This window comes from Robertmurraya sp. FSL R5-0851 (assembly GCF_038002965.1).
In the GTDB taxonomy this organism is placed as follows: domain Bacteria; phylum Bacillota; class Bacilli; order Bacillales; family Cytobacillaceae; genus Robertmurraya_A; species Robertmurraya_A beringensis.
The window spans coordinates 4,347,796-4,371,538 of sequence record NZ_JBBOOE010000001.1; the positions used below are offsets into that span (position 1 = coordinate 4,347,796).

General features: G+C 36.1%; 20 protein-coding genes and 2 pseudogenes. 3 read left to right on the forward strand and 19 right to left on the reverse strand.

The window, feature by feature from the left end; all coding sequences use genetic code 11:
• Positions 1-93: 93 nt before the first annotated feature.
• Positions 94-444, reverse strand: a complete 351-nt coding sequence (locus tag MKX65_RS22235; protein ID WP_340905675.1) for a hypothetical protein — start codon at positions 442-444, stop codon at positions 94-96.
• Between the two features lie 358 nt (positions 445-802).
• Positions 803-1,219, reverse strand: a pseudogene (locus MKX65_RS22240) (ATP-binding protein); the annotation flags it as partial.
• Between the two features lie 148 nt (positions 1,220-1,367).
• Between MKX65_RS22240 and MKX65_RS22245 the strand changes: the two are divergent.
• From MKX65_RS22245 to MKX65_RS22255, 3 genes are read left to right on the forward strand one after another with little or no spacing between them, the layout of a single operon-like run.
• Complete coding sequence (locus tag MKX65_RS22245) at positions 1,368-2,609, forward strand: site-specific integrase (protein WP_251520844.1); 1,242 nt, start codon at positions 1,368-1,370, stop codon at positions 2,607-2,609.
• The gene (locus MKX65_RS22250) at positions 2,602-3,585 is read left to right on the forward strand and encodes a tyrosine-type recombinase/integrase (protein WP_251520841.1); all 984 of its coding nucleotides are present in this window, start codon (positions 2,602-2,604) and stop codon (positions 3,583-3,585) included. Before MKX65_RS22245 ends, MKX65_RS22250 begins: the two co-directional genes overlap by 8 nt.
• Positions 3,572-4,594 (forward strand): site-specific integrase, encoded by a 1,023-nt coding sequence (locus MKX65_RS22255; RefSeq protein WP_251520838.1) that lies wholly within the window; start codon positions 3,572-3,574, stop codon positions 4,592-4,594. The genes MKX65_RS22250 and MKX65_RS22255 overlap by 14 nt, the downstream gene beginning before the upstream one ends.
• Before the next feature lie 97 nt (positions 4,595-4,691).
• Here MKX65_RS22255 and MKX65_RS22260 read toward each other — a convergent pair.
• From MKX65_RS22260 to MKX65_RS22340, 17 genes and pseudogenes are all read right to left on the reverse strand, one after another.
• Positions 4,692-5,036: pseudogene (locus tag MKX65_RS22260) on the reverse strand (ATP-binding protein); the annotation flags it as partial.
• Positions 5,036-6,319, reverse strand: a complete 1,284-nt coding sequence (gene istA, locus MKX65_RS22265; RefSeq protein ID WP_340905678.1) for an IS21 family transposase — start codon at positions 6,317-6,319, stop codon at positions 5,036-5,038. The gene istA and the pseudogene MKX65_RS22260, both read right to left, overlap by 1 nt.
• A 1,850-nt stretch (positions 6,320-8,169) precedes the next feature.
• Positions 8,170-8,277 (reverse strand): hypothetical protein, encoded by a 108-nt coding sequence (locus MKX65_RS22270; RefSeq protein ID WP_445677932.1) that lies wholly within the window; start codon positions 8,275-8,277, stop codon positions 8,170-8,172.
• A gap of 120 nt (positions 8,278-8,397) precedes the next feature.
• Entirely contained in the window at positions 8,398-8,565 is a 168-nt protein-coding gene (locus MKX65_RS22275) for a transposase (protein WP_340905679.1), read from the reverse strand.
• Between the two features lie 434 nt (positions 8,566-8,999).
• Positions 9,000-9,980, reverse strand: a complete 981-nt coding sequence (locus tag MKX65_RS22280; RefSeq protein ID WP_340905681.1) for a 2-hydroxyacid dehydrogenase — start codon at positions 9,978-9,980, stop codon at positions 9,000-9,002.
• The gene (locus tag MKX65_RS22285; RefSeq protein ID WP_340905682.1) at positions 9,981-11,135 is read right to left on the reverse strand and encodes a glycerate kinase; all 1,155 of its coding nucleotides are present in this window, start codon (positions 11,133-11,135) and stop codon (positions 9,981-9,983) included.
• Between the two features lie 205 nt (positions 11,136-11,340).
• Positions 11,341-12,651: a TRAP transporter large permease gene (locus tag MKX65_RS22290; protein ID WP_340905683.1), complete on the reverse strand. Its 1,311-nt coding sequence runs from the start codon at positions 12,649-12,651 to the stop codon at positions 11,341-11,343.
• Positions 12,629-13,144 carry a TRAP transporter small permease gene (locus MKX65_RS22295; protein WP_340905684.1) on the reverse strand — a complete coding sequence of 172 codons (516 nt, stop codon included), beginning with the start codon at positions 13,142-13,144 and terminating at the stop codon, positions 12,629-12,631. Before MKX65_RS22295 ends, MKX65_RS22290 begins: the two co-directional genes overlap by 23 nt.
• A gap of 135 nt (positions 13,145-13,279) precedes the next feature.
• On the reverse strand, positions 13,280-14,305 hold the full coding sequence (locus tag MKX65_RS22300) for a TRAP transporter substrate-binding protein (RefSeq protein WP_340905685.1): 1,026 nt from the start codon (positions 14,303-14,305) through the stop codon (positions 13,280-13,282).
• A gap of 72 nt (positions 14,306-14,377) precedes the next feature.
• Complete coding sequence (locus MKX65_RS22305) at positions 14,378-15,880, reverse strand: aldehyde dehydrogenase family protein (protein ID WP_340905687.1); 1,503 nt, start codon at positions 15,878-15,880, stop codon at positions 14,378-14,380.
• Between the two features lie 25 nt (positions 15,881-15,905).
• Positions 15,906-17,090, reverse strand: a complete 1,185-nt coding sequence (locus MKX65_RS22310) for an iron-containing alcohol dehydrogenase (RefSeq protein ID WP_340905688.1) — start codon at positions 17,088-17,090, stop codon at positions 15,906-15,908.
• Entirely contained in the window at positions 17,083-18,180 is a 1,098-nt protein-coding gene (locus MKX65_RS22315) for an Ldh family oxidoreductase (RefSeq protein WP_340905689.1), read from the reverse strand. Before MKX65_RS22315 ends, MKX65_RS22310 begins: the two co-directional genes overlap by 8 nt.
• A complete protein-coding gene (locus MKX65_RS22320) occupies positions 18,155-18,850 on the reverse strand; it encodes an RraA family protein (RefSeq protein WP_340905691.1) in 696 nt (231 codons plus the stop codon). Before MKX65_RS22320 ends, MKX65_RS22315 begins: the two co-directional genes overlap by 26 nt.
• Before the next feature lie 390 nt (positions 18,851-19,240).
• Positions 19,241-20,518 (reverse strand): IS110 family transposase, encoded by a 1,278-nt coding sequence (locus MKX65_RS22325; protein ID WP_340905692.1) that lies wholly within the window; start codon positions 20,516-20,518, stop codon positions 19,241-19,243.
• Positions 20,519-20,623: 105 nt separating this feature from the next.
• Entirely contained in the window at positions 20,624-21,652 is a 1,029-nt protein-coding gene (locus tag MKX65_RS22330; protein WP_340905693.1) for a LacI family DNA-binding transcriptional regulator, read from the reverse strand.
• A 398-nt stretch (positions 21,653-22,050) separates the two neighbouring features.
• Positions 22,051-22,932 (reverse strand): hypothetical protein, encoded by an 882-nt coding sequence (locus MKX65_RS22335; RefSeq protein WP_340905694.1) that lies wholly within the window; start codon positions 22,930-22,932, stop codon positions 22,051-22,053.
• Positions 22,933-22,971: 39 nt separating this feature from the next.
• Entirely contained in the window at positions 22,972-23,586 is a 615-nt protein-coding gene (locus tag MKX65_RS22340) for a hypothetical protein (RefSeq protein WP_340905695.1), read from the reverse strand.
• Positions 23,587-23,743 lie beyond the last annotated feature (157 nt).

Below are 23,743 nucleotides of genomic sequence, written 5' to 3' on the forward strand. Positions count from 1 at the left end.
ATTTTTATCAAACATCATGTAAATATATTGTCAGATTCAAAGCACTAGTAGTAAATTCCACACCACTAATGGGACAAGGAACCTGTCCCTATTTCACGCCTTAAATACTAGATTTGGAGACACTCCCAATATCCTGGCTATTTGCCGTTGGGAGATACCATCGATCCTTTTTACTTGTTGGAGGATGTTATTTCTAGGTTCTCTCGGCAATCCCTTCACCTGTGCAATCTCAGTTGCCCCTAGTAGTCCTTTTATGATTTTCCGTGCTTCATCATCTGTAAGTCTCTTTTTTACATAATCATCCAAACATTGATCATGAGTGACTTTTTCATTGAATTCCTTGAATCTATTTAGAGCAATTGTTGTATTAGTGGAGAACAAACGGAGGATAAATTCTCGATCTAGTAAATATTTAGGATTCCCCTCTTCATTGTAGTACCCCAAGCAACTGCTCCATTCCATTCATCTACCCGATTGACCATTCCCGCTTTGACTGGATTTTGATGAATATATCTTACAACCGTTAGTAGATATGATTCATTTTCAACTTTCTCACTCTTAAAGCGATCCTGAAATAGGTGGCCGATGGTTTGATATTTCCAGTTGTAAAACCCTACATAACTTACACCTAACCTCTTCATGGTAATAGAGAGACTTATTTCCCTCCCTTACTAACAAATGAATATCATTAATCATTAAACACCACGCATTAACGACATTTTATTCCCCCTTTCCCCATGAATAGCCGCAGGGACAAGTATAAATGTCAACACAACTTTTGCTCGTTTAAGGATGTACAAAATTACTCGTTTTCTTTCGAAAGATGATTCTTTAATCGGTAGGAATTCCCAACCATTGTTACTACCGAGGCATGATGTAAAATTCGATCTAGAATTGCATTTGCGAGCTTCGCTTCCTGAAAGACCTCATCCCACGCTTTAAAATTAACATTTGTCGTAAAGATGGTACTTCTCTTCTCATACCGCATGTCAGTCAGCTGAAAAAATAATTTCGCATCCTCTTGATCAATGGGTAAATATCCAATCTCATCAATAACTAGAAGCCTATACTTTGTATAGTGCTTTAATCGTGCTTCTAGGCGGTTCTCGAGACGTGCACGTTTTAAATTCTGGATTAAGTCATGGCACTTAACGAAATAAGTACTTGTCCGTTTTTTGGCTGCTGCGATTCCTATTGCAGTGGCCAAGTGGGTTTTGCCCTTATGCAAAGCTTTTCATAAGGGGAATTATGGAAAGTTTTTGTTTATGGTAAGAAATAAGTGTATATGCCCTATTTGAATTGAAATATACGTTTATTTCTTTCCATAACACCTCACAATAGATTTATTAAAATCTAGGAGGTGCCATATGGAAAATCGAATAATCATTGAAGAATTAGTTGCAAATGTTTTATCTGAATTAGAAAGGCTAAATTATGCATATAACACTATTTGTGGATATCGTGCTTTTTACAAAAGAGTAATTTCATTTGCAAATGCAAGAGATGAGTTCTATTTTTCAGAAGCGTTAGGAAGGGCTTTTTTGAAGGAAACATACAATTGTACAGTTAACTATTATCAAGAAGCTATACCTAAAGAACTCAAAGGTCCTATTAGAAGAATTAGAGTTCTAGGCGATTATCAGCTTCATGGTGTGATTATCCGAAGGATTGTAAAAAAGCCAGGATATGTTAAACCACCACAGTTTGAATCAGAACTTACTGGCTATGAAAAGGAATGCGAAAATAACGAGTACTCCAAAAGAGGTCTACGAACACGGATGCAACGTTTGTTCTTTTTCATAGATTATCTTGACAGTAGAGATGTTCAAAAATCGAATGATATTACTGCAAATATAATTTCTGATTATGTAAAAACAATTTATAAGTATCATGAAAAAAGTATTGCATCTATCTTAACAGCCCTTAGGGTTTATTTAAGATTTCTCTATTTTAACCAATATACGGATGAAGATTTGTCTTTAAAAGTTCCTAAACAGAGTAAATATTATTATCCACCTGTTCCTTCTGTCTGGAATAAAGATGATGTTATTCGTATGTTGAATAGTATTGATAGAGGGAACCCAACCGGAAAGAGAGATTATGCGATTCTGCTTCTGGTTGCCAAACTTGGTATTAGGGTTGGTGACATCAAATCCTTGAAGTTATCAGATTTAAACTGGCAATCAAAAAATATAGAAATAAGACAAAATAAAACAAAGAATATCGTGTCATATCCAATATTAAATGATATAGGTTGGGCATTAATTGATTACCTAAAAAATGGGCGTCCTATTAGTAACTCTCCATTCGTTTTTATTCGGATGAATGCACCCTTTGAGGCATTTGGAAGAGACGCTAATCTTCATAATATCATTACAAAATATACCAGACTTTCTGGAATTACTGTTCCTGATGGTAAACGGCAAGGGTTACATTCGCTTCGTCATACTCTTGCGAGTACTTTGCTTGAGCAGGGAACCCCATTACCAGTAATCTCTGAGATCCTAGGACATTTTAATTCTAAATCTACCAATGTCTATCTGCATACAGGAATGGATGGGTTAAGGAAATGTGCCATTGATCCAGAGGAGGTGCTTAAGAATGTCTAAGAAATCTGTAGTGTTTCAAAGTATTCTTGGTCCATTGATTGATGGATACATTGAGGAAAAGAGATCTGTTGGCTATAAGTACAAAAAAGGATCTTCTCTTTTGAAACAATTTGACACATTGGCTGCCAATGAAAACTTAATAGATATAAAACTTTCGAAAGAATTAGTATTTCTTTGGACAGAAAAAAGGCCAAATGAGACTGTCAGTACTAGAAATGGAAGAATCTCTATCATACGAGGGCTCGCTAAATATATGGTTCGTCTTGGGTATCAGGCATACATTTTTCCAGCTGCAACTATTTCGATTGATAGATATTCTTATGTTCCTTACATTTTTTCTGAAATAGAGTTGAAGAACATTTTTACCACATGCGACATTTATCCTTTTTCAGATGTTTCTCCCAACAGACATCTGACCTTACCTTTTCTGTTCCGTATGTTATATGGTTGTGGCCTCCGGATTTCAGAAGCATTGAATTTAAAACTAAAAGATGTTGATTTGGGTAATGGGACTTTATTCATTCGGGATACGAAATTTGGAAAAGAACGAAATGTTCCAATGACAGATTCATTGACGAAGCGTTGTCGTTTGTATGTAAAAGAAACTCATAACCTAAAGTCCAGTGATACTTATTTATTCCAATCCCCTTACGGAGGACATTATAAGGAAAGTACTATATATAACCTATTTAGAGAGATATTGTGGAAGGCTGGAATATCCCATAGTGGAAAGGGACCAAGACTTCATGATTTTAGGCACACTTTTGCGGTCCATTGTTTGAAAAAATGGGTCTTAGATGAAGAAGATATTACGAATCTCCTTCCCTATCTTTCTGCATTTTTAGGACACGTTGATTTAAGAGGTACACAACATTACTTAAGACTGACTGCTGATTTATATCCAAAAATTATTGCATCAGTTGAACAGAATTTTTCAACTTTAATACCGGAGGTATCGTTCAGTGAAACAGACTGATTTTGCCAGAACACTAACACGATTCCTTTCCGATTACCTTCCTAGCCATCGTAATGTTAGTACTAATACGATAAAGTCCTATCGGGATACCTTTAAACAAGTGCTAATTTATTTTAATTTAGAATTGAAAATCAGGCCAGAGTACCTTACCTTTGAAAAAATTAAAGCAGAAAAAATTAGAGACTTTCTCCTTTGGCTTGAAAAGTCGCGTAACGTCGGAATTAACACCCGTAATCAAAGACTAGCAGCAATCCATAGTTTCTACCGTTATGCACAGTCAGAACACCCTGAAAATATATTTGAATGTCAAAAAATATTAGGAATTCCCTTTAAAAAAAGGGAGATAAAGACGGTTGAATTCCTCTCACAGGAATCTTTAAGGTATATATTAGAACAACCTGATACTACCAAGAAAAAAGGGCGTCGAGATTTAACGTTAATGGCTACTCTATATGATACAGGGGCACGAGTACAAGAATTAATTGATTTAAAAACAAGAGATGTCAGACTTACGAAACCAGCCACAATTACTTTAACCGGCAAAGGAAATAAACGAAGAAGTGTACCTATTATGGATAAAACAAGAGTTCTGTTGGAGAATTACATGAAAGAAAACAAACTATTGGAAAATGGAAAACAAGATTATCCACTTTTCTTTAATAGCAATAGACGCGCATTTACAAGGCCTGGAATCACATACATTTTAGAAAAGTATTTAAAACAGGCTAAGGAAAATCATTCAGATGTTCTGTTCTCTGACAGACTTCATCCTCACATGATCAGGCATACAAAAGCTATGCATTTATTGGAGGCTGGTGTAAATCTAATTTATATAAGGGATTTACTAGGACACGTAAATGTTACTACAACTGATATATATTTAAGAGCAAATACGGAAATAAAAAGAAATGCATTAGAAGCCGCATATATGGAGGTTGTGAAGCAAGATACCCCTGTTTGGGATGAGGATACAGATTTATTAAAGTGGCTGGAGGAATTTTGTCGATAGGAATTTTGGAGTATTATGGAAAGATATTTGTTATGCCAGCTACGAATGTTACGCCTAATTACTAATATCTTTCCATAAACAAAAACTTTCGATAATTCCCCACTCCACTTGGTCCTAAAAATACAATATTTTCGTTTAACTCAATAAACCGAAGGGTGAGAAAGTCTAAGATTTGCTGTTGATTAACTGATGTTTGAAAGTTAAAATCAAAATCCTTTATTTCCTTCAAATGTGGAAAACCTGCGACCTTTACCATGGACTGCGTCATATTTTGCTCTCGTACATCAATCTCATAATTTGTTAGCTTAATTAATGTATCAATAAAAGACATTTGATTTTGCACACCAAAATCAACCACTTCATTTAAATGTAGCGTCATTTGCTTTAGTTTTAGATACTCTAAGTTTCGTAATAACTGTTGATAATTCGTTGCTGAACTCATTACTTATACACCTCTCCAATGGTTGCTAGATTTTTCTTAGCCAAATCATCAATCTCAGGGTAGTAGGGGACTGACACAGCCAAGCCTTCTTTATAATGGGCCTCCTGATAATTGAGCTTGGCTTTGCTTATTGGATGTTGTGCAATGAGTTTCATGTTATAATAAATCCATAAGTGGTCATCATACACCTGTAAGCCTACTTTCTTTCCTTGATATTCTGGTGGTACGGAGTACTGGTTGGATTTGTAGGAAATCATGTTCGATGCATTGACTTTTACAAGTGTATGCTTGATACGGTAGGAATCTCTTACTCGTTCAGTTGGTAGCTGGAGTAATTGATTCCTTTCTTTTTTAAATTCCATTATTGGAATTTTTCCTGTTCCTTGGTGGATCTGGTGATTCACTCGGTTGGCTAAATCCTGGATAAACTGATGTAGCTCCTCTAACGTGAGTTGGCCTTGATAAGCGTGTATTTCATCCAATAGTTTCATGGTCGTTTCTATTTTCCCCTTTGTCCTTGGCCGTCCAGCAATACACGCCCTAACCTTAAAGCCATAATCTTTTGCGAACTGCTCAAACTTCGAATTCACTTTCCCTGGATAATGTTCTGTTCTAGCTTCATCCATCACGGTTTTCATATTATCCGTCAGGAGTTCCGCAGGAACACCTCCAAAAGCCTCAAAAGCTTCTGTTAAGAAGGAAAACAAAGTACTTTGTGATTTTGATATACTCATATGAAATGCTCGTATTCTTGAAGTAGATAATATGAGTGCGGCTACATTTATCTCGACCTGTTCACCATCCTTTGTCTCATACAAAATATTTTCCTTCCAATCTAGTTGGGCTTGTTTGCCTGGCGGAGTTTCATAACGAACAGTCCCTTTAGGAGAAGGGATGCGCTTGTCTTCCTCAAAGTAGGCATTGAATTCAGGTGTGCGTGATATGTAAGCACGAAATGTGGAAGCTCCACACTCCAATCCGTGATTATCCTTTAAATACTGCCACAGCACTCTTCGATAATAAAATACCTGCTTGGAATCCTCTGATAAAAGGGCAGCGACTATTTCATAGTATTCATCAATTTTTGAAGACTTTTTTCTCGTCCTCTTAGGGATAAAACCGTTTAGGTACTTATCAACCGTTCGGCGATCCACCCCCAATTCCTCTGCCAATTTGCTCTTATTAATTTTCATTTTTATATGCTCCATTATTTGCTTGAATTTTGGTAAGTCTGAAAGGCTATTAATCTCAAAATCAACGTCAACGTTTAATGATAGATACATTGCTAGTCACCTCATGACTAGTATGTAAAAAGAAAGCAACTTTGTACATATTTATCCAAGCGATATTGAACATATTTAAATTAGCATTTCTACAGAGACCTCATAGAATGAGTTCTCTGAACGTTTATCCAAGTTAGATTTTATAAATTTCGGTAACCCCCTTTTTACAAAGAAATTTTCAAAATATAACTTTCACACATATTTGTTAAAAATCCTCTTCGCTTTTATTTATGAATCTTACTCTTTTTTTATATACATTACTTGATTTATTTTCGTTACTAAAATTCCTACAACACCTTTAGGTTCAACTGTACATATTCTATTTATCATTGGCCACACTAATAAAAAATATAGAGAGGATCTTATATGTACACTCCAAACGTTAAAGTGTATCTCGATTTTAACACGTTAATTAATTTCATAAATCTAGGTCCTAGGGAACTACTAACCATTACCAGTAACGATATATGCATAATTCAAGTAAAGAACGCTTTGACGTTACGTTACCAATAGATTGCATTTCTTGTAAAAAAGGGGGTTTTTTTTCTATGGATGAGGTTAATCTAAAAAAGATTTGATTTTATCTCCAATCCTCCTCAAGCTGGTATTTTTCTTTTGTTAGCAAATCTGCTGTTATTAATTAAGTTAATGAACACATTAATTTTTTCTTTAGTGATTCACCCATTAATCTATTTTTGTCTTTACTCAAGAGCTTCTAACCTTAATCTTCACTGTAATAGGGCTAGAAAAATAGTGTTTTTTTCCAACTCCGAAACATAAACTAATACCTTTCCTGGCATAAGGGTATTGTAAATACATTTTAAACACTGTTTTTTCCAAATTTAGATAATTTGAACTTGTCATTTTCCTGCTGCCTCCATTCTTTAAATTTTATATTTTTTTCATTTCTTCAAATTAAAGAAGATTATTAATAAAAAAGTGTATACAACAGGTTCAATGGACAATATTTTTCATTGTCAAAATAATCCTTAAAACCTACTAACATCTTTTCTCACTGATATTAGAAAAGGACCTAAAAAGGATTTAAGGAGGCCTATTATTATTATGAACTATTACAGATTATGTACTTTCTAATACATTTTATCTTCACATAGTGCCAGTACTCTTTAGCATCTCGACCATCTCTGAAAGGTAATCATTACTTAGCAGCTCATAGATCATTTCTCTTGAGAATTTTCATTCATAACTTTCAACAAAGCGTTTTATTAAAGTAAGTTGGCTATGTTTAAAGCATCGATATTTTTGTTGCCTTAAACCAATTTTCATATGATGTGTGGTGGATATATTCTAATTATCAGGTCAACCTCTAATGTTAAATCCTACCTAGTAGCAACCAAATGTTAGTCATTTAATCTTCATAAGATATATCCTGTTAATATATAAGCACTTTTTCATCACAATCAAGGAAAACTAACAAGGTATCTCTGTCTGACATTGAATTGACTTCTATTGTAAATTCATATCGATAAAATCTAGCAAACACCCTTTCCGTCCCTTCCTCATCAAGGAATATGTTTATAAAGGCCTTTTACTTAACCATTTCAATTATTGGTAAAATATCTTTGTATTCTTTTTGAAAGAAAATATAAGGCTCTTCTTTATCTCTAAATTTCACCAACATAAAATCACCTCTAAGGTATTTTTAAAATTTATTGTGATTAAGTTCCCCATCTTGAACTATCGTTATACTCTTCCTTCTTACTAAAATGTTAAAAAAGAAAAAGCGCCCAACTCTCTTTTTTAGAATTAGACGCTTTTGCATATTTGGTATATATTTTTTTGAACCCTGAAACAAAGACGGGTTAACTAAAGTCAGTTCTTGATAAATATTATAGATATGAACCCAAGGTTTTAACATGGCTGTTAGGATATACATCTGCATCTGCATATCGCTTCTCAATAATCTGCATGCCAACAGGTAGGTTGTTTTCTGACATACCTGCCGGAATTGACGCTAAAGGGTGTCCAGTAAAGTTGATAAAGTATTTTATTACGTCCTACGTGGAATATCTGCAAACTTTATAAAAGTGCATAAACCGGAAACTCTTATAGATAATTTATGCATTTTCGTCGTTTGGTGATTTTTCCTTGGTTTGATTTAATGCTATTAACTTTTTTAAATACTCATTTTCCATTTGAAGCTTTCTTACTTTAGCTTCTAAAGCTTTAAAAATCTTATCTCCAGGCGATCGCATTTTAGTTTCTAGATTACTGTTTATTCCCATAAGTGTTTACACCCACTTTTGATTGGTTACAGATCGTCTACTTCTCCCTTTTAAAGAATGTCGCGTATAATAAAAGCACTAACTTCATTAAAATTGCTTGACGTTTTAAAGTATCTCGGCAAATTGGAAATGGTGCTTGTCCATAGAATCACTCTTTAAAAAATTTTTTTACAATCAATTATTAGTGGTAATCAAAAAAGGATCCCGAACAAAACAAGTTCAATAATTGTATAATTCTTATCAGGAGTCTCATTTTTGTCCTAGGTGCACTTAACCAGTTTAATATATAATTAGCTTCCTATTTAGTTGTGGATAAAAGGTTGTACAATAAAAGAAGTTGCAAGTAAAAACCTTTTTTCAGTAAAATTTTATCCTAATAAATATACATCCATCTTTTTCATCCTGATTTCTTGTAGTGGGTATATATTTATTTACTACTTAGCAATCAGTTCTTTATTCACAATGTTTGTTGGAATTTTACCATTCAAAGCTTGAAGCAAGTTTTCTGCTACTACTTCTGCCATTTTAGTTCTTGTGCCAATACTTGCACTTCCAATATGAGGTAGTGTAACTACGTTAGGTAAAGATAACAATGGATGATCCAACACTACTGGCTCTTGTTCAAAAACATCTAGACCAGCTGCCCATATTTCTCCATCTTTTAATGCATGATAAAGATCATTTTCGTTTACGATGCCACCACGGGCTGTGTTTATTAAAATCGAAGTTTCCTTCATAATTTTGAAATGCTCTTTTCTTATCATTTTTTTCGTTTCTGGAGTGTATGGAGTCATAACACAAATGTAATCTGACCTTTTCAAAAGATTCTCTAATGAACAATATTCAAGTCCTAATTCCTGTTCCGCCTCTATTTTTCTACTTCGATTATGGTACAATATATTCATATTGAAGCCTTTGGCTCTTTTAGCAAGTGCTTCTCCAATTCTTCCTAGGCCAATAATTCCCAAAGTAGAGTTGTAAATATCCTGACCTGTAAGAAGCATAGGAGACCAGGTACTCCATTTTCCTTCTCTTAAAAAATCGGAAGCCTCCGGTATTCTTCTTGCAGTAGCCATTAATAACGCAAATGTTAAATCTGCTGTTGTTTCTGTTAAAACTCCTGGAGTATTCGTAACAATAATACCCCTTTTCGTAGCTGCTTCAACATCAATATTGTTAAACCCCACTGCCATATTACCAATCACTTTAAGATTGGTAGCTTTTTGAAGCAATTCAAGATCGATTGCATCTGTTAATAGACAATATAATCCATCAATATCCACGATTTTTTCTTCTAAAACTTCACGTGGAACGGGTATATCTTTATGTTCCCAAATCGAAACCTCACAAACCTCTTCTAAATGATTAATAACATGGGTTGGTATTTTTCTAGTAATAAATATTTTTGGTTTCAACTATAATCCTTCCTCTCCTAACCTATAAAAGACCTTTGTTATACGCAGGATTTGTTCTGTTCGTTCTTCCGTCCACTTTGCTGAATTCTGCATTGCACTTTCAAGAGAACATGGACCAGGGACAATAGAGAAACCACCTATTATGCCAAGTTCATCCATTTGTGTACTATTAATTTGTAGTCCTCCACATAGTGCAATAACAGGTATTCGCCTTTTTTTAGCCACTTTACTCACACCTGCAATTACTTTACCTGAAAGAGTTTGGCTATCTAGCTTCCCTTCACCGGTAATAATAAAATTGGCATCCTTTATTATTTCTTCGAATTTAATCGCTTCCATTATAACGTCTATTCCTGACTGGATTGAGGCATCTAAAAATGCAACCAATGCTGCACCCATACCACCAGCTGCTCCTCCACCAACAATTTGACAGAGGTCGATTTCTTTTTGTTTTTGAGTAATTTCACTAAAATTCAGCAATGCCTGATCGAGTAAGGTTACATCCTCTGTGGATGCCCCTTTTTGTGGTCCAAAAATGGCAGAAGCTCCATTCAATCCACATAAAGGGTTCGTTACATCACTTGCAATTAAAAATGATGACTCCTTTATCCGTGGGTCTAAGTCTGAATCATCAAAGTGGTCAAGACTTAATAGAGCCCCTCCACCTTCAGGCAGTTCTTTTCCGTCAGAATTCAAAAATCTTACACCTAACGCTTTTAACATACCTGTGCCGCCATCATTTGTTGCACTACCACCGAGTCCGATAATGAATTTTCGATAGTTTCGATCAAGAGCATATTTAATAAGCTCTCCAGTGCCATAGCTAGTTGCAAGTAAGGGATTTTTTTCATCTTCTGAAACAAGAGGTAACCCAGATGCTTGAGCCATTTCAATAACAGCTGTTTCTTCATCACCTAAAATACCTATTGATGCTTTAACGGGTTTTCCAAGTGGACCTTTCACTTTTACTTCGAATTTTGTACCACCAGAGGCAAATACAAGGTTATCCAATGTTCCTTCTCCACCATCTGCTAAGGGCAATCTAACAACAGAAGCTTGCGGAAAAACACGTAACACACCTTTTTCCACAGCAGTACAAATATCACGGGCAGAAATAGATCCTTTAAAAGAATCTGGAGCTACCACTATTTTCATAAAGTTCCCTCCTATAATGGTTTAAAATGGAAAAAACCAAGGGCTATTTGGCATGCCTTCTTTTTGTCCCCTTCGCCCTTGATAAGGGAATCTCAAACCATTGGCGTGTTTGTCAAGAGCGATTGCGGGTACTTCCAATACAAAAAAGAGAGAAAAACAAACCCTCAGGTTACTTTTTCATAGAAGTTTTGACACTACCCATTTTCTACTTTAAGAAATTAGGAAGCCATAATGAAATTGCTGGTAAGTATGAAATCAATATGATATCAACCAATAATACAATATAGAATGGTATAAGCGGCTTTAGAATTTGATCTATTCTGAGTTTCCCAATTTGACATGCCACAAACAGATTGACTCCTATTGGAGGAGTAAGCATTCCTACCGCGAGATTTACAATCATAATGATTCCAAAATGAATTGGGTCTATACCAAATGAAATGGCCACAGGAGTTAATATCGGTGCCATAATAACAATCGCAGCACCTGTTTCTAAGAACATCCCTACAAATAATAATAAAACGTTTACAAGTAATAAAAATATGATCGGACTATCTGATACAGAGATAAACCATTGAGAAACAGTTGCTGGAACCTTCTCAGCCGTTAAAACCCACCCTAAAAGCCCTGCATTAGCAATAATAAACATGATGATCGAAGTCGATATAACAGAGTTACGCAAAACTTCCATTATACTTTTAATTGTTAGACTACGATATACAAATGCTCCCAAAATAAAGGCATATGCTACAGCGACAGCCGCTGCCTCTGTTGGTGTGAAAACACCGCCATAAATACCGCCTAAAATAATTACTGGCATAAGTAAAGGTAGAATTGCCTGCTTAAAAGCTTTTAATCTTCCCTTTGTAGTCATTAATGCTGCATCTTCAGCAATATTTGACTGGTTTAAAGTTTCTTTCCCATATCCCTTTATTTTACTAATGGCAAATATTGTTAACATGAGGGATCCGCCAATTAATACTCCTGGCATAACCCCAGCCATAAACAAATCACCAATGGAGATGGATACACCTGCAGTCAAAGCAAAAATAATCATTGGAATGGAAGGAGGAATAATGACCCCTAATTCTCCTGAAACAGCTTGAACAGAAGTTGAAAATGGTTTAGGGAATCCTCTTTTGACCATTGCTGGAATTAAAATACTACCAATCGCAGCAACCGTGGCAGCACTAGAGCCTGAGATCGAAGAGAAAAACATGGCTGTTAAAACGCTAACTATAGCTAACCCGCCTGTAAGTTTCCCCACAAGGGAATTCGCCAAATCTATCAATCTTTTTGAAATTCCAGCAGCTTCCATCAAGCTACCCGCTAATATAAAGAAAGGGATCGCCATCAGTGGAAATGAATTCATGGAAGAAAAAATCTTTTGGACTGCAACTTGAATCGAGATATCTTCACTTGTCATAGCAAATATTGAGGATAAACCCATTGAAAAGGCAACTGGTACCCCTAATGCAAATAGAATAATAAGACTAATGAATAATAGTAGTGCCATTGTTGTCCACCCCGGATTCATCCTTAGATATAAATATCTCTATAAAAACGGCAATACAATTTACTAATGCGATTATGCTTGCAACTGGAATGGCAGCATATGTCCAAGAAACTGGCAATTCAATAGCTCCCGTTGTTTGCCCTTGAATGGTTTCAAGAATAGTAAACCCATATTGTACTAACAAAAATAAAAACGTGATGTTAAATAACGTTATAATAATCTGCATTACTTTTTGGATTTTCTTAGGAACGATATGTAAGACAATTTCAACAGAAATCAGTAATCCTTTTCTCAATGCAATGGCCGTTCCTAATAATACAATCCAGATCATTAAGTACTTTATAATCTCTTCTGACCAAACTAAAGGGCTATTTAATACATAACGAGCAAAAACTTGGTATACGGTTAGAATGGCTATTCCTCCAAAAACAATCGCTAAAAAGTTAAATAGCCAATGATTTAATAAATCTACTAGATTAATAAACCCTCTCATATAGCCTCCTCCTAACATCGTAAAATTAAGATTAAACTTTCTACAAGTTTCATATTCTAATTAAAAGAATATGAAACTTGTAGAAAGGAAAGGGGAGGGATTTCCCCTCGCTACATTCTACCTGATAGACTTGAATTACTTTTCAGAGCGTACTTTTTCAAAGATTTCTTTGACTTCCGGGAAATTCTTATCTACAAATCCATCAAGCTTAGCTTGGAAAGCAGCAAGATCCGGTTCAACAAGCTTCATACCAGCATCTTGCAGTTGCTTCAGATATTCACTATCTCCAGAAATTATCGTATCTGCAGCATATTTTTTAGCCTCGCCATTAGCCGCCTTTTCTAAAATCTCTTGATGCTCTGGGCTTAGTTTGTTAAATGTTGTATCACTAATGACTAGTGAAATAGGTTCACGAACATGTTCAGTTTTTACTAGATAGTCAACGACTTCATTAAACTTAGAGTTATAGATTAATGAAAGTGGGTTTTCTTGCCCATCAATTACTCCTTGTTGTAAGGACGTAAATACTTCCCCAAATGCCATTGGTGTTGGAGCTGCACCTAATTGTTCGAAAGATTTAACAAATACTGGGCTTTCTGGTACACGGATTTTTAATCCTGCTAGATCTTCTGGTGTTTTTACTTCTTTATTTACTGTTAACCACCGAGCACCGCGCTCCCAGTAGGATAATACTTTGTATCCTGATTCTTCTAAAATTTTATCTGAAATCTCTTGTCCAACTTCACCGCTGTATACTTTATCAAAGTGCTCTTGATTATCAAAAAGGAAAGGAACTGTGAAAATTTTTGCTGTATCAGATGATCCAGAAAGTACACCCGCTCCTCCAACCCAAATATCAGTTGTTCCAACTTTTAATCCTTCTAATAAGTCTTTATCTGCACCTAAAGTGCCATCTTCGAATAATTCTATTTTTAATGAACCCTCTGATAATTCTTCTACTTCTTCAACAAATTTCTCAGCAGCTTGAGCATGAATTTCTGAATTTGGCCAAACATGTCCTAATTTTAGTTCAACTACTACATCTTCTTTTGATCCATTTTCTTTTACTTCTCCAGATGTATTTTCAGAATTACATCCTGCTAAAACTCCTACTGATAAAGCAAATGCTGATAAACCTGTAAACCATCTTCTCATTTTCATTTTCCATACCTTCTTTCTTTTTTTAATTATTGATAGTTTATATATTAACGACTACAAATGTTTAGCAATCAATTAATACTGAAAATAAACTGCCTTTATATTTGTAAAGAATTCAATATTGGAGTGTCCAATTGAATAGGCTCCAAATCCTGATTGTTTTACCCCACCAAACGGTAGATGTGCTGCACTAGCAGTTCCGTGATTTATATGGACCATTCCGCTTTCAACTTTATCTGCAAACTCATATGCTGAAGAAAGATTGTTTGTAAAGATGGAAGCAGCTAATCCGTATGCAACAGAATTTGCTACTTCAAACGCTTCTGTTTCGTCGTTCACTGTAATAATTGAAAGAACTGGACCAAAGATTTCTTCTTTTGCAATTCTCATTTCAGTTGTAACGTTTTCAAAAAGAGTTGGTGCTAAATAATAACCATCATCATATTTTCCACCTTGAAGCTGTTCGCCACCGTATAGTAATGTAGCCCCTTCTTCTTTCCCAATTTGAACATATTTTTGTACAGCTTCTAACTGATTTTTATCCATTAGCGGACCCATTGTTACTCCTTTTTCCCACGCAGGACCAACTTGAAGTTGTTTCATTTCATGCAGAATGGCATCTGTAAGGTCTTCTTTCAAATTTTTGTGAACAATTACTCTGCTAATCGCAGTACAACGTTGACCGCTTACTGCAAACGCTGCACTTACAATTTGTTTTGCAACCTCTTCAACATTTTCATAATCCAGTACAACTGCAGGATTTTTTCCACCTAATTCCAATTGTGTTTTCACTAGTCTTTTGCCAGCAGATTCATTGATTTGAATTCCGAGATTCGTTGATCCGGTAAAACTAATCCCTTTTACGAGTGGATGATTAACTAAAGGCGTACCAACTTTAGAGCCTCCACCTACTACTAGATTTACAACACCTTTCGGAAAACCTGCTTCAGCAAATAGTTCCATTAATCTTGCTGATGTCCATGGTGTTGCAGAAGCTGGTTTAAAAACAACGGTACAACCAAATGCTAGGGCTGGAGCTATTTTTCTAACCGGAGTGACTACCGGGAAGTTCCATGGTGCGATGGCAGCAATAACCCCTATTGGCTGTCTTACTGTAGAATTCCACACATTTGGTCTCTCGCCTGGTAGAGTGTTCCCGTCAATACGGAATGCTTCTCCAGCAGCAAATCTAGTTTCTTTTGCTGCACGGTAAACTTCACCAATTGACTCATTGAACACTTTTCCTTGCTCTGCTGATAACATAAAAGCTAGTTCTTCAATATTTTTTTCTAATAAGTCTGCAAATTTATATAATAAAGCACCCCTGTCAGGTCCTGGGACTTTTGACCAATTTTTAAAAGCTTCATTTGCAGCCTTAACAGCTTGGTCAACATCATAATCATTTGAATCTTGAAACGATGCTAATAATTGATCTTTCTTAGCAGAGTTATAGATTGAAAATGTCTTACTAGTATTGCTATCTACCCATTCTCCACCGATAAAGTTACCATAAACTTTTGGTTGGAGCGTTTCTAACCAAGCTTCCATACCTTTTATCTCATCGTTGACAATAGTCATGCTATTCCCTCCCAAAAGATCGTTTTTAGTTCGTAAATACTTCTTTCTCGACTGGAGCCATAGACGCTCTACAAATATTTTTTAAATCCTCTAATGTTGGTTGTACTGGATTAACAACTACATTTCCTGAAAGCATCGCTTCCTCGGCAATCATGTCAAGATGCTCTTCTCTAACACCATAATCAGATAAAGTTTGCGTGATTCCAACATCCATCTTTAATTGACGAATTGCAGTTACAGCTTTTTCTGCTGCCTCTCTATTTGTTAATCCATGTGTATTTTCTCCGAAAATAGTTGCTATTTCTGCAAACTTTTCCACGTTACCAATAATGTTAAATTGCATTACTTCTGGTAACAAAATAGCATTTACTATACCATGTGGGATTTTAAAATGCGCTCCTAATGGTAATGCAAGAGCATGAGACAGTCCTAATCTAGTCGTATTGAATGCCATTGCAGCAATTAAACTAGCTAATAACATTTGATAACGTGCTTCAACATTCTCACCTTGAACAACGGCTAATCGTAAATTCTTAGCAATCATTTTCATTGATTGAACGGAAAGACCTTCTGAAATAGGCTGAGTCGCTTTATTTACATATGACTCTAAAGCATGTGTTAAAGCATCCATGCCAGTTGCAGCTGTAATGTGCTTCGGTAAGGATGTTGTTAGTTCTGGATCACAAAGCGCTAATTTAGGCATGTTATAAATACTACCAACACTTACTTTCACTTTTGCTTTTTTATCTGAAAGCACTGACCAAATGGTTAATTCACTTCCTGTACCAGCTGTTGTTGGTACTGCAATCATTGGTGCTGCTTGATTAGGTACCATATTAATTCCTACATAATCACGAATATGACCTGAATTTGTAAGCATTAATCCGATTGCCTTTGCAGTATCGAGTGAGCTTCCTCCTCCTACACCAACAACAATGTCACAACCTTCTTCTTTCGCTAGTAGTAGACCCTTCTCTACTGATTGTATGGCAGGATCTGGCTCAATTTCAGAGAATGTAACATATGGAATTCCGTTATCCTCAAGAGGCTTCGTTAATTTATCAACCACTCCAGCTTGTACAACACCCGGATCCCCGACAACTAATACCCTAGTACCATTTAATGTTTTTACATGTTTTGCTAAATCATTGATTACACCGTTTCCAAATTCAATTGCAGTTGGAACTTCATAGCGAAATTGATTAACCATTATTCGTTACCTCCTGTGTATTCGTTGTGAATTGTGCTTGTGTTATGTCTAAACCGTATCTTTCACCAATTTTTTGAAGCTCTTTTACAACATTTAATGGAAGTTCAATACCATTAGTCTTCTTTTCAATCACTTTACGATGCTCAAGCTCTCCAGGAATAAAAATCTCTTCCACATTAGGAGCTTTTGGCTCTGCTTTAATTTCACTAATGTATTGGTCCATTCTTTGTTTGAATAACTCTATAGGAATGAATTTTTTAATATCAATAGCTATAAAGAAATGTCCTACATTTTGTGGATCATCCCAGTTTTCATACATGTTATTAACGTACTTTCCAAAACCTGCACCTGTAAGAACACCTGCTAAAATATCGATGAACATAGAGATTGCATAACCTTTTGGTCCTCCCATTGGAAGTACAGAACCTTTAAGAGCTGCTTCTGCATCAGTTGTCGGATTACCATCTTTATCAATTGCCCACCCAAGAGGAATTGACTCACCTCTTTGATCAGCAACAATGATTTTCCCACGAGCTACTAAACTTGTAGCCATATCCATAATAAATGGTACTGCTTCACCAGCCGGTACACCAACTGCAATTGGATTTGTCCCTATAAACGGTCTAATTCCACCAGTTGGAGGCATTGTTTGTGAAGCATTTGATACAACAAGTAGCATCATTTCTTGTTCAATTGCTTTCAATGCATAATAAGCACCAGTTCCAAAATGATTTGAACCTTTAACCCCTATAAGAGCAGCTCCATTCTCTTTCGCCTTCTTAATGGCAAGCTCAAGTGCCTTTGTCCCAACTACTGAACCAAATTGATTTTTCCCATTAACAAGAGCAGTAGCAATGCCTTCATTTTCTATTTCAACTTCTGCGAATGGATCAATCATGTCTTTTTCAATGCGTTTAAGATAAATAGCTGTTCGTACTACACCATGTGATTCAACCCCGCGTAAATCAGCTTGAATTAGTGTGTCAGCAACTACATCAGCTACTTCTTTTTTTACTCCTTCTGCAATAAACACATTTGAACAGAAATCTTGTAGCTTTTTCCAGTTAAATCTTGTCGGCAAACTCAACATATTCACACCCTTTCTCTTTTAGAGTTTTGTCAATCCAAGTCCGATCAAGGGTTCCATTTGCAATTTCCTGAAACATTTTTTGTTCTTTAAGCTCTTGTTTTTTAACAAGCTCAAGCACTTCCTCCGCTTTCTCGACTGGAACTACTGCAAGCCCGTCTTCATCACCTACAAGAAGATCTCCTGGGTGAACAACCATACCTCCCACAGAAATTGAAACATTAATTTCACCAGGTCCGTCTTTATATGGTCCTCTATGTGTAACTCCTTTTGCATAAACCGGGAAATCACCTTTCATAAAAGCACCAGTGTCACGAATCGCTCCATCGATAACAAAACCCACAATCCCACGTTTCTTCGAGATTTCTAGCATAATCTCTCCGACAATCGCATTTGTTGTGTCTCCGCCTGCATCCACAACTATGACATCCCCTGGTTCAGCAATATCAATTGCCTTATGAACCATGAGATTATCACCAGGTCTTGTTTTTACTGTAATAGCAGTTCCAAGAAGCTTTCCCTCCTTGTGATAAGGCCTCAACTTAGGACCAATTGAATGTAAACGGTTTAAATTATCGCTAATATGAGGTGTAACTACATTACGGAACTGCTCAATTATTCCTTTATCCACTCTCTTGGTTATTGGTAAAATTCTAAATCCGATGTTACTCACTATAAATCTCCTCCCTCTATAAATATTGATTTATCAACGGTTTGAGCCGTTGGTTGAGTGTCAAAAAAATATTTTTCGACATGACCTTTAACAGTATTTTGATAATATGTGAATCTATTCCATCCCATGGGTACGCTACGCGGTCACTACTGGAGAATAGTGGTAAGTAGTGCTGGTGAAATATACGATGCACAATGGATCTCTGCGTAGCTTATGATGACGTACCCTCCCATGTCTCTGGGCATCTGTGTGCCTACATTCCTTCGTTCGGTCTAGTCATAAGGCAGAGGCTAGCGAAGCTCCTTTAGGGACTCTAGGTCGAATGGTGAAAATAATGCCAGCTTCTCCGTGTCATCCTGTTGTCTAGTTCTTTTAAGGGGATGTAGGGTTTTAAGCAGCCTCTACGAGACTGGGAATATCCCTCATCATTCGCTGTGCGTCAAACGCTTTGTGCTTCGTGCTGATTCCGTGTAATACTTTTAGTAGTTTCCCGCATAGAACCACGATGGATTGCTTCTTACGTAACGGATTAACCGTACGAGTTGTGTAATATTCATGCAGTTTGCGAAAGGCCTCATTATGGCGAATCATGGGCATCATCACTCGGAAAAGGAGGGCACGCAGCTTTCTTCTTCCTCGTTTGGAGATGCGTTTTTGTCCTTTGTGCTGACCGGAGGAATTTTCACGTAACGTTAATCCCGCGAGTTTGATTAGTTGGCGTGGATCTTGATAATGTAAAAAGCTACCGATTTCAGCTAAAAGATCAACGATAGTTGTGTCTCCAAGCCCCGGAACCGTTGAGAGCCATTCATATTCTACAGATGTTTTTACAAGCTCAACTAAGTGTTGCGTAATACTTTCGATATCTTGTTCTAGTTGATGGTAACGGCGGACAAGCGTGGTGATTTCAATACGGGCCATCTCGTGTCCTTCTGTTACTCCAATAGAGCTAGCAGCGATCTCAATAAGGCGCACTGCTTTTGGTTTTTGAGGGGATTTTAACCCATCGACCTTTCGATAAAGAGATAAAACTTCATCAGCTTGTTTCTGGTGAAGATCACTCGGAAATGGGGTACATTCTAGTGCGGCCATCGCCATCTTGCCAAATGTCGGAAAGACTTGAGTGAACTCAGGAAAATAGCGATCTAACCAGCGTATCATCATGTTTTTGACAGCACCTAATTCCTCTGTCAACTTACTTCTAAACGTTGATCCAGCACGAAGTTCAGCCTCCATACCTTTTAAGATACGTGGATAGCTAAAGCGTCCGTCTTTAACTAATCGAGCGATGACGAGCGCATCTTTACGGTCATGTTTCGTTGGCAGATTATCATCCAATTCCTTTGAACGCTTGACGTGCATTGGATTCGTCATGACAAGTGGAATGCCTCGCTCTTCTAAAAAATAAGCTAAGTTGAGCCAGTAATGGCCTGTTGGTTCAATACCAACAATCACTTCTGTTTTTTCATTTTCTTTCATTGCGGCCAAAACCCGTTGATAGAAAAGCTCAAAACCATCTCTAGATTGTGATACAGAGAATGACTTACGGAGCACTCGTCCACGGTCATCCACAAAGCAAGCGTAGTGCGTGCTCTTGGCAATATCGATTCCTACAACAAGTGTTCTTTCGGTGACTTGATTTATTTTCTGATTTTGTTTAAAATCCAATTTGGAGTCCTCCTTGGTTAACTAAGTTAGGGGTCAATTCTGCAGATTTGACACCCCGTATCATACCAAGAGGGCTCTTTTTTGTTCAAGTCCCCGAAAATCCTTCTAACAGGAATGCTCCTTTTTTGTTCCACACGACTCTCTTATAATTAAATTGGGTTGCAAAACATTAATTGTCGGTTCTTTATCCCCCTTTTTTTCGATTAATTCTATTAATCTTTTAGCAGCAAGTTCACCCATTTCATATGATGGCTGATTTACTGTTGTTAAAGGAGGATCTAAGTGCATAGACCATACCGTTTCGTCATATCCCAATAACGAAATATCATCAGGTACGTTTAGTCCTAGTTCTTTGATTCCTTCTAATATTTCCAGTGTCATCATATTATTCGTAGAAAAAATGGCTTCAGGACGATTGTAGTTTTCAGATAAAATTCGTTTTACAGTTTCTTTTACCATGCCCTTCTTCTCTTCAATAATATGAATCAATGAATCTTCTACCATCACACCATTTTTTGTTAGCGCTTTCTTATAACCTTCTATTCGATCTAATCTTGGACTAATATTATCAGGTGTGTACACAAATAAGGCAATTGACTTTTTCCCATTTCGTAGCAAATGCTCCACACCAGCGAATGCCCCTGCAACATTATCCATTGTTACAAGATCAACATCTAACCCGAAAATCTTTCGGTTTATGGTAACAAAAGGGAACTGCTTTTCTACTATACTTTTATAAAGAAAGTCGTTTTTCACAGTCGGATTTATAATAATTCCGTCAACTTGTTTCATCTGAAACCCTTTTATATGTTCATCTTCTAATAATGGATCCTCATTTGAGTTACAAATCATTAAGCTATAACCATTTAACCGGCAAGTATCTTCAACACCTTCAAGTACTCTTGCCCAGAATGGGTTTTTTAAATTTGATAAGATAATTCCGATTACATTTGTTTTCATTGACTTTAAACTTTGTGCAAGCATATTCGGACGATAATCTAATTCTTTAATTATTCTTAAAACTTTATCAATTGTTTCTTGAGTATTTTGTCCATAGTTACCGTTTAGAATTCTAGAAACAGTCGATTTTGAGACTCCGGCATGTTTTGCCACATCAGCAATTGTAACTCTCATAATTCACCTTCTCTATTTATGTAAGCGTTTTAAATTTGGAAATCGGTTTTGTAAACCGATTTCCGAAATCGATTTACAATTAATTTATCAGATTATTTTACGAAATTCAATATATTTTGAATTATTTTTAAAATTTTTAAATTTGGATTTCACTTATGTATTAATAACGCCGTGAGGCTGAATGGATAAAAATACGCAAAATATAGATTAAATAATCCGAGTTTCTACTATTATATAGCGCAATAATTTAGCCCTTCTTTCTCATTTCACTTGACCTCTATCATTGATTAGCAATTCTCTTGATTATTAAGCTATTAAACTAAAAAAATGCCCACCCCCAAATGGAGATGAGCAATATTTAAAGATTTACTTCTATAATATTTGGTCTAATAAACTCTTTATTTCAAATCAAAAAACAGCCCCGTATTTTCCTCTTGAACCTGAAACCTGCCATCCTTATAAACTAATTTGAAACTTAGTGATGTCGGTATATTCACATTAAGTGATTTCATGGTTTGCTTTACAAAATCTATATTGCTTCTAACCATATCTTCTAAACTACGAATTTCTTTAATTTGATGTTGATAATGCCTAACATCATTCATAGAATCACCAGATGCAGTTATTCCCATGCCTGTTGGGATTATTGGGAACTTTTCACCATTTTCATTCACCAACTCTAACATTACTGTAATTCCAGCTTTTCTTAGTTTTAAGTGGTCATCTTCTGTATATTCTGGATGAAGGCCCTGGAAACCATCAATTTTCATAATGTATGGTTGTATTAATTCGGGCCAATTGGAATACATAATCTGAAGGACTTCTTTTTTAGTCCAATCCTGATGTTGAAAAATATTAATAAAATACACATTTTCCCCTTTAAAATACAAAAATAACAAAGGACCCGTCCGCTCAATATACTTGTTATTACTCTCCAATTTTTCCCCCAGATGAAGATGTAATACACCCCAGTCATTAAACATTAAATCATTTTTCAACTTTTCTACATCTTTGCTTAGGTACGGTGATATATCTCCGCCACTTTTAAGAATTTCTTCTAAATTACTTAGCCCTTTTTGATATTCCTCTGGGCAGTTAAATTCATTGGATTTAAAAATATTATAGGGTTTTTGAAGCCCTCTTTTTCTACAATAGGTGAAATATTTAATAAGTAAACTATCTTTGGGTAGTGATTTCTTAAATCGCAACCCCTCTTCTTCCATCTCTTTAATCATTTCATTTTGCCAATCAGTTACAAAATCCATTGTAATATCCGTCAAAGGTTATCCCTCCTAGAGAACTTATTAAAAACTAATAATTTATTTGGCAAACTGTAACAGTTCAATTGCTGCTTTAAATCGCCGGTCGGAATCGTTTGATTCAAGCTCTAAATAAAGGATATTAAGGGCTTTTTCTATAGCCGCTTTATCTACCGTTATTTTTGAATTGAAGTTAAGGATTTCATTTGCTGGTATTTCATCCAACTCAGCATCTTCTAACGGATACTTAAACTTGGTCACAGCACTACGGTTACGAAGAAGCTCCTGTATCTTGGGGTTCAGATCGTCCCTCTTCGCAACTTTTATCAGTTCAAATGCTCTTTGATGGGCCATTCCCTCTTCATTGTCATACTGCTCCTCATATCGATACGGCCCGACCTTCACAATATAAACATAATCCTGATGCCCATTGAATAACACAAGGTCACCTTCCTGCATCGTATTAACGAAAGCCCACACATTTCCGAGATCATTCCCTAAGCTACGAGCATTTTTGTACGTATAGCGTTGTTCAAGTCTCTGTCGAATTTCTTCTTTTTCAACCCCAGCAAGATCACCAATCCCTGGCCAACCTATTGCAATAAACTTCCCCTGTACGAATTCATTAAGTCTTTCCTTATCATGCGGCTTGGTTTTAATTTGGAAAATATTCACTCGCAATCCCTCCACTCCGTCACGAACCGTAACGAATTTTATGTACCTATCATATACGTCACTTTTAAAATTGTCAAACCCTTTAATAAAATATTTTTCAGTCTATTCCAAATACCATAACGAATGACTCCTTTCATAAAACGCAAAAAATGGCCCA

Bases quoted from the DNA above. Each gene is read 5' to 3' on its own strand.
- istA (WP_340905678.1), bottom strand. From the start codon at position 6,319: ATGTATCTATCATTAAACGTTGACGTTGATTTTGAGATTAATAGCCTT.
- MKX65_RS22245 (WP_251520844.1), top strand. From the start codon at position 1,368: ATGGAAAATCGAATAATCATTGAAGAATTAGTTGCAAATGTTTTATCT.
- MKX65_RS22300 (WP_340905685.1), bottom strand. From the start codon at position 14,305: ATGAAAATGAGAAGATGGTTTACAGGTTTATCAGCATTTGCTTTATCA.
- MKX65_RS22250 (WP_251520841.1), top strand. From the start codon at position 2,602: ATGTCTAAGAAATCTGTAGTGTTTCAAAGTATTCTTGGTCCATTGATT.
- MKX65_RS22315 (WP_340905689.1), bottom strand. From the start codon at position 18,180: ATGTTGAGTTTGCCGACAAGATTTAACTGGAAAAAGCTACAAGATTTC.
- MKX65_RS22275 (WP_340905679.1), bottom strand. From the start codon at position 8,565: ATGGGAATAAACAGTAATCTAGAAACTAAAATGCGATCGCCTGGAGAT.
- MKX65_RS22330 (WP_340905693.1), bottom strand. From the start codon at position 21,652: ATGAGAGTTACAATTGCTGATGTGGCAAAACATGCCGGAGTCTCAAAA.
- MKX65_RS22295 (WP_340905684.1), bottom strand. From the start codon at position 13,144: ATGAGAGGGTTTATTAATCTAGTAGATTTATTAAATCATTGGCTATTT.
- MKX65_RS22290 (WP_340905683.1), bottom strand. From the start codon at position 12,651: ATGGCACTACTATTATTCATTAGTCTTATTATTCTATTTGCATTAGGG.
- MKX65_RS22310 (WP_340905688.1), bottom strand. From the start codon at position 17,090: ATGGTTAATCAATTTCGCTATGAAGTTCCAACTGCAATTGAATTTGGA.
- MKX65_RS22305 (WP_340905687.1), bottom strand. From the start codon at position 15,880: ATGACTATTGTCAACGATGAGATAAAAGGTATGGAAGCTTGGTTAGAA.
- MKX65_RS22270 (WP_445677932.1), bottom strand. From the start codon at position 8,277: ATGTCAGAAAACAACCTACCTGTTGGCATGCAGATTATTGAGAAGCGA.
- MKX65_RS22285 (WP_340905682.1), bottom strand. From the start codon at position 11,135: ATGAAAATAGTGGTAGCTCCAGATTCTTTTAAAGGATCTATTTCTGCC.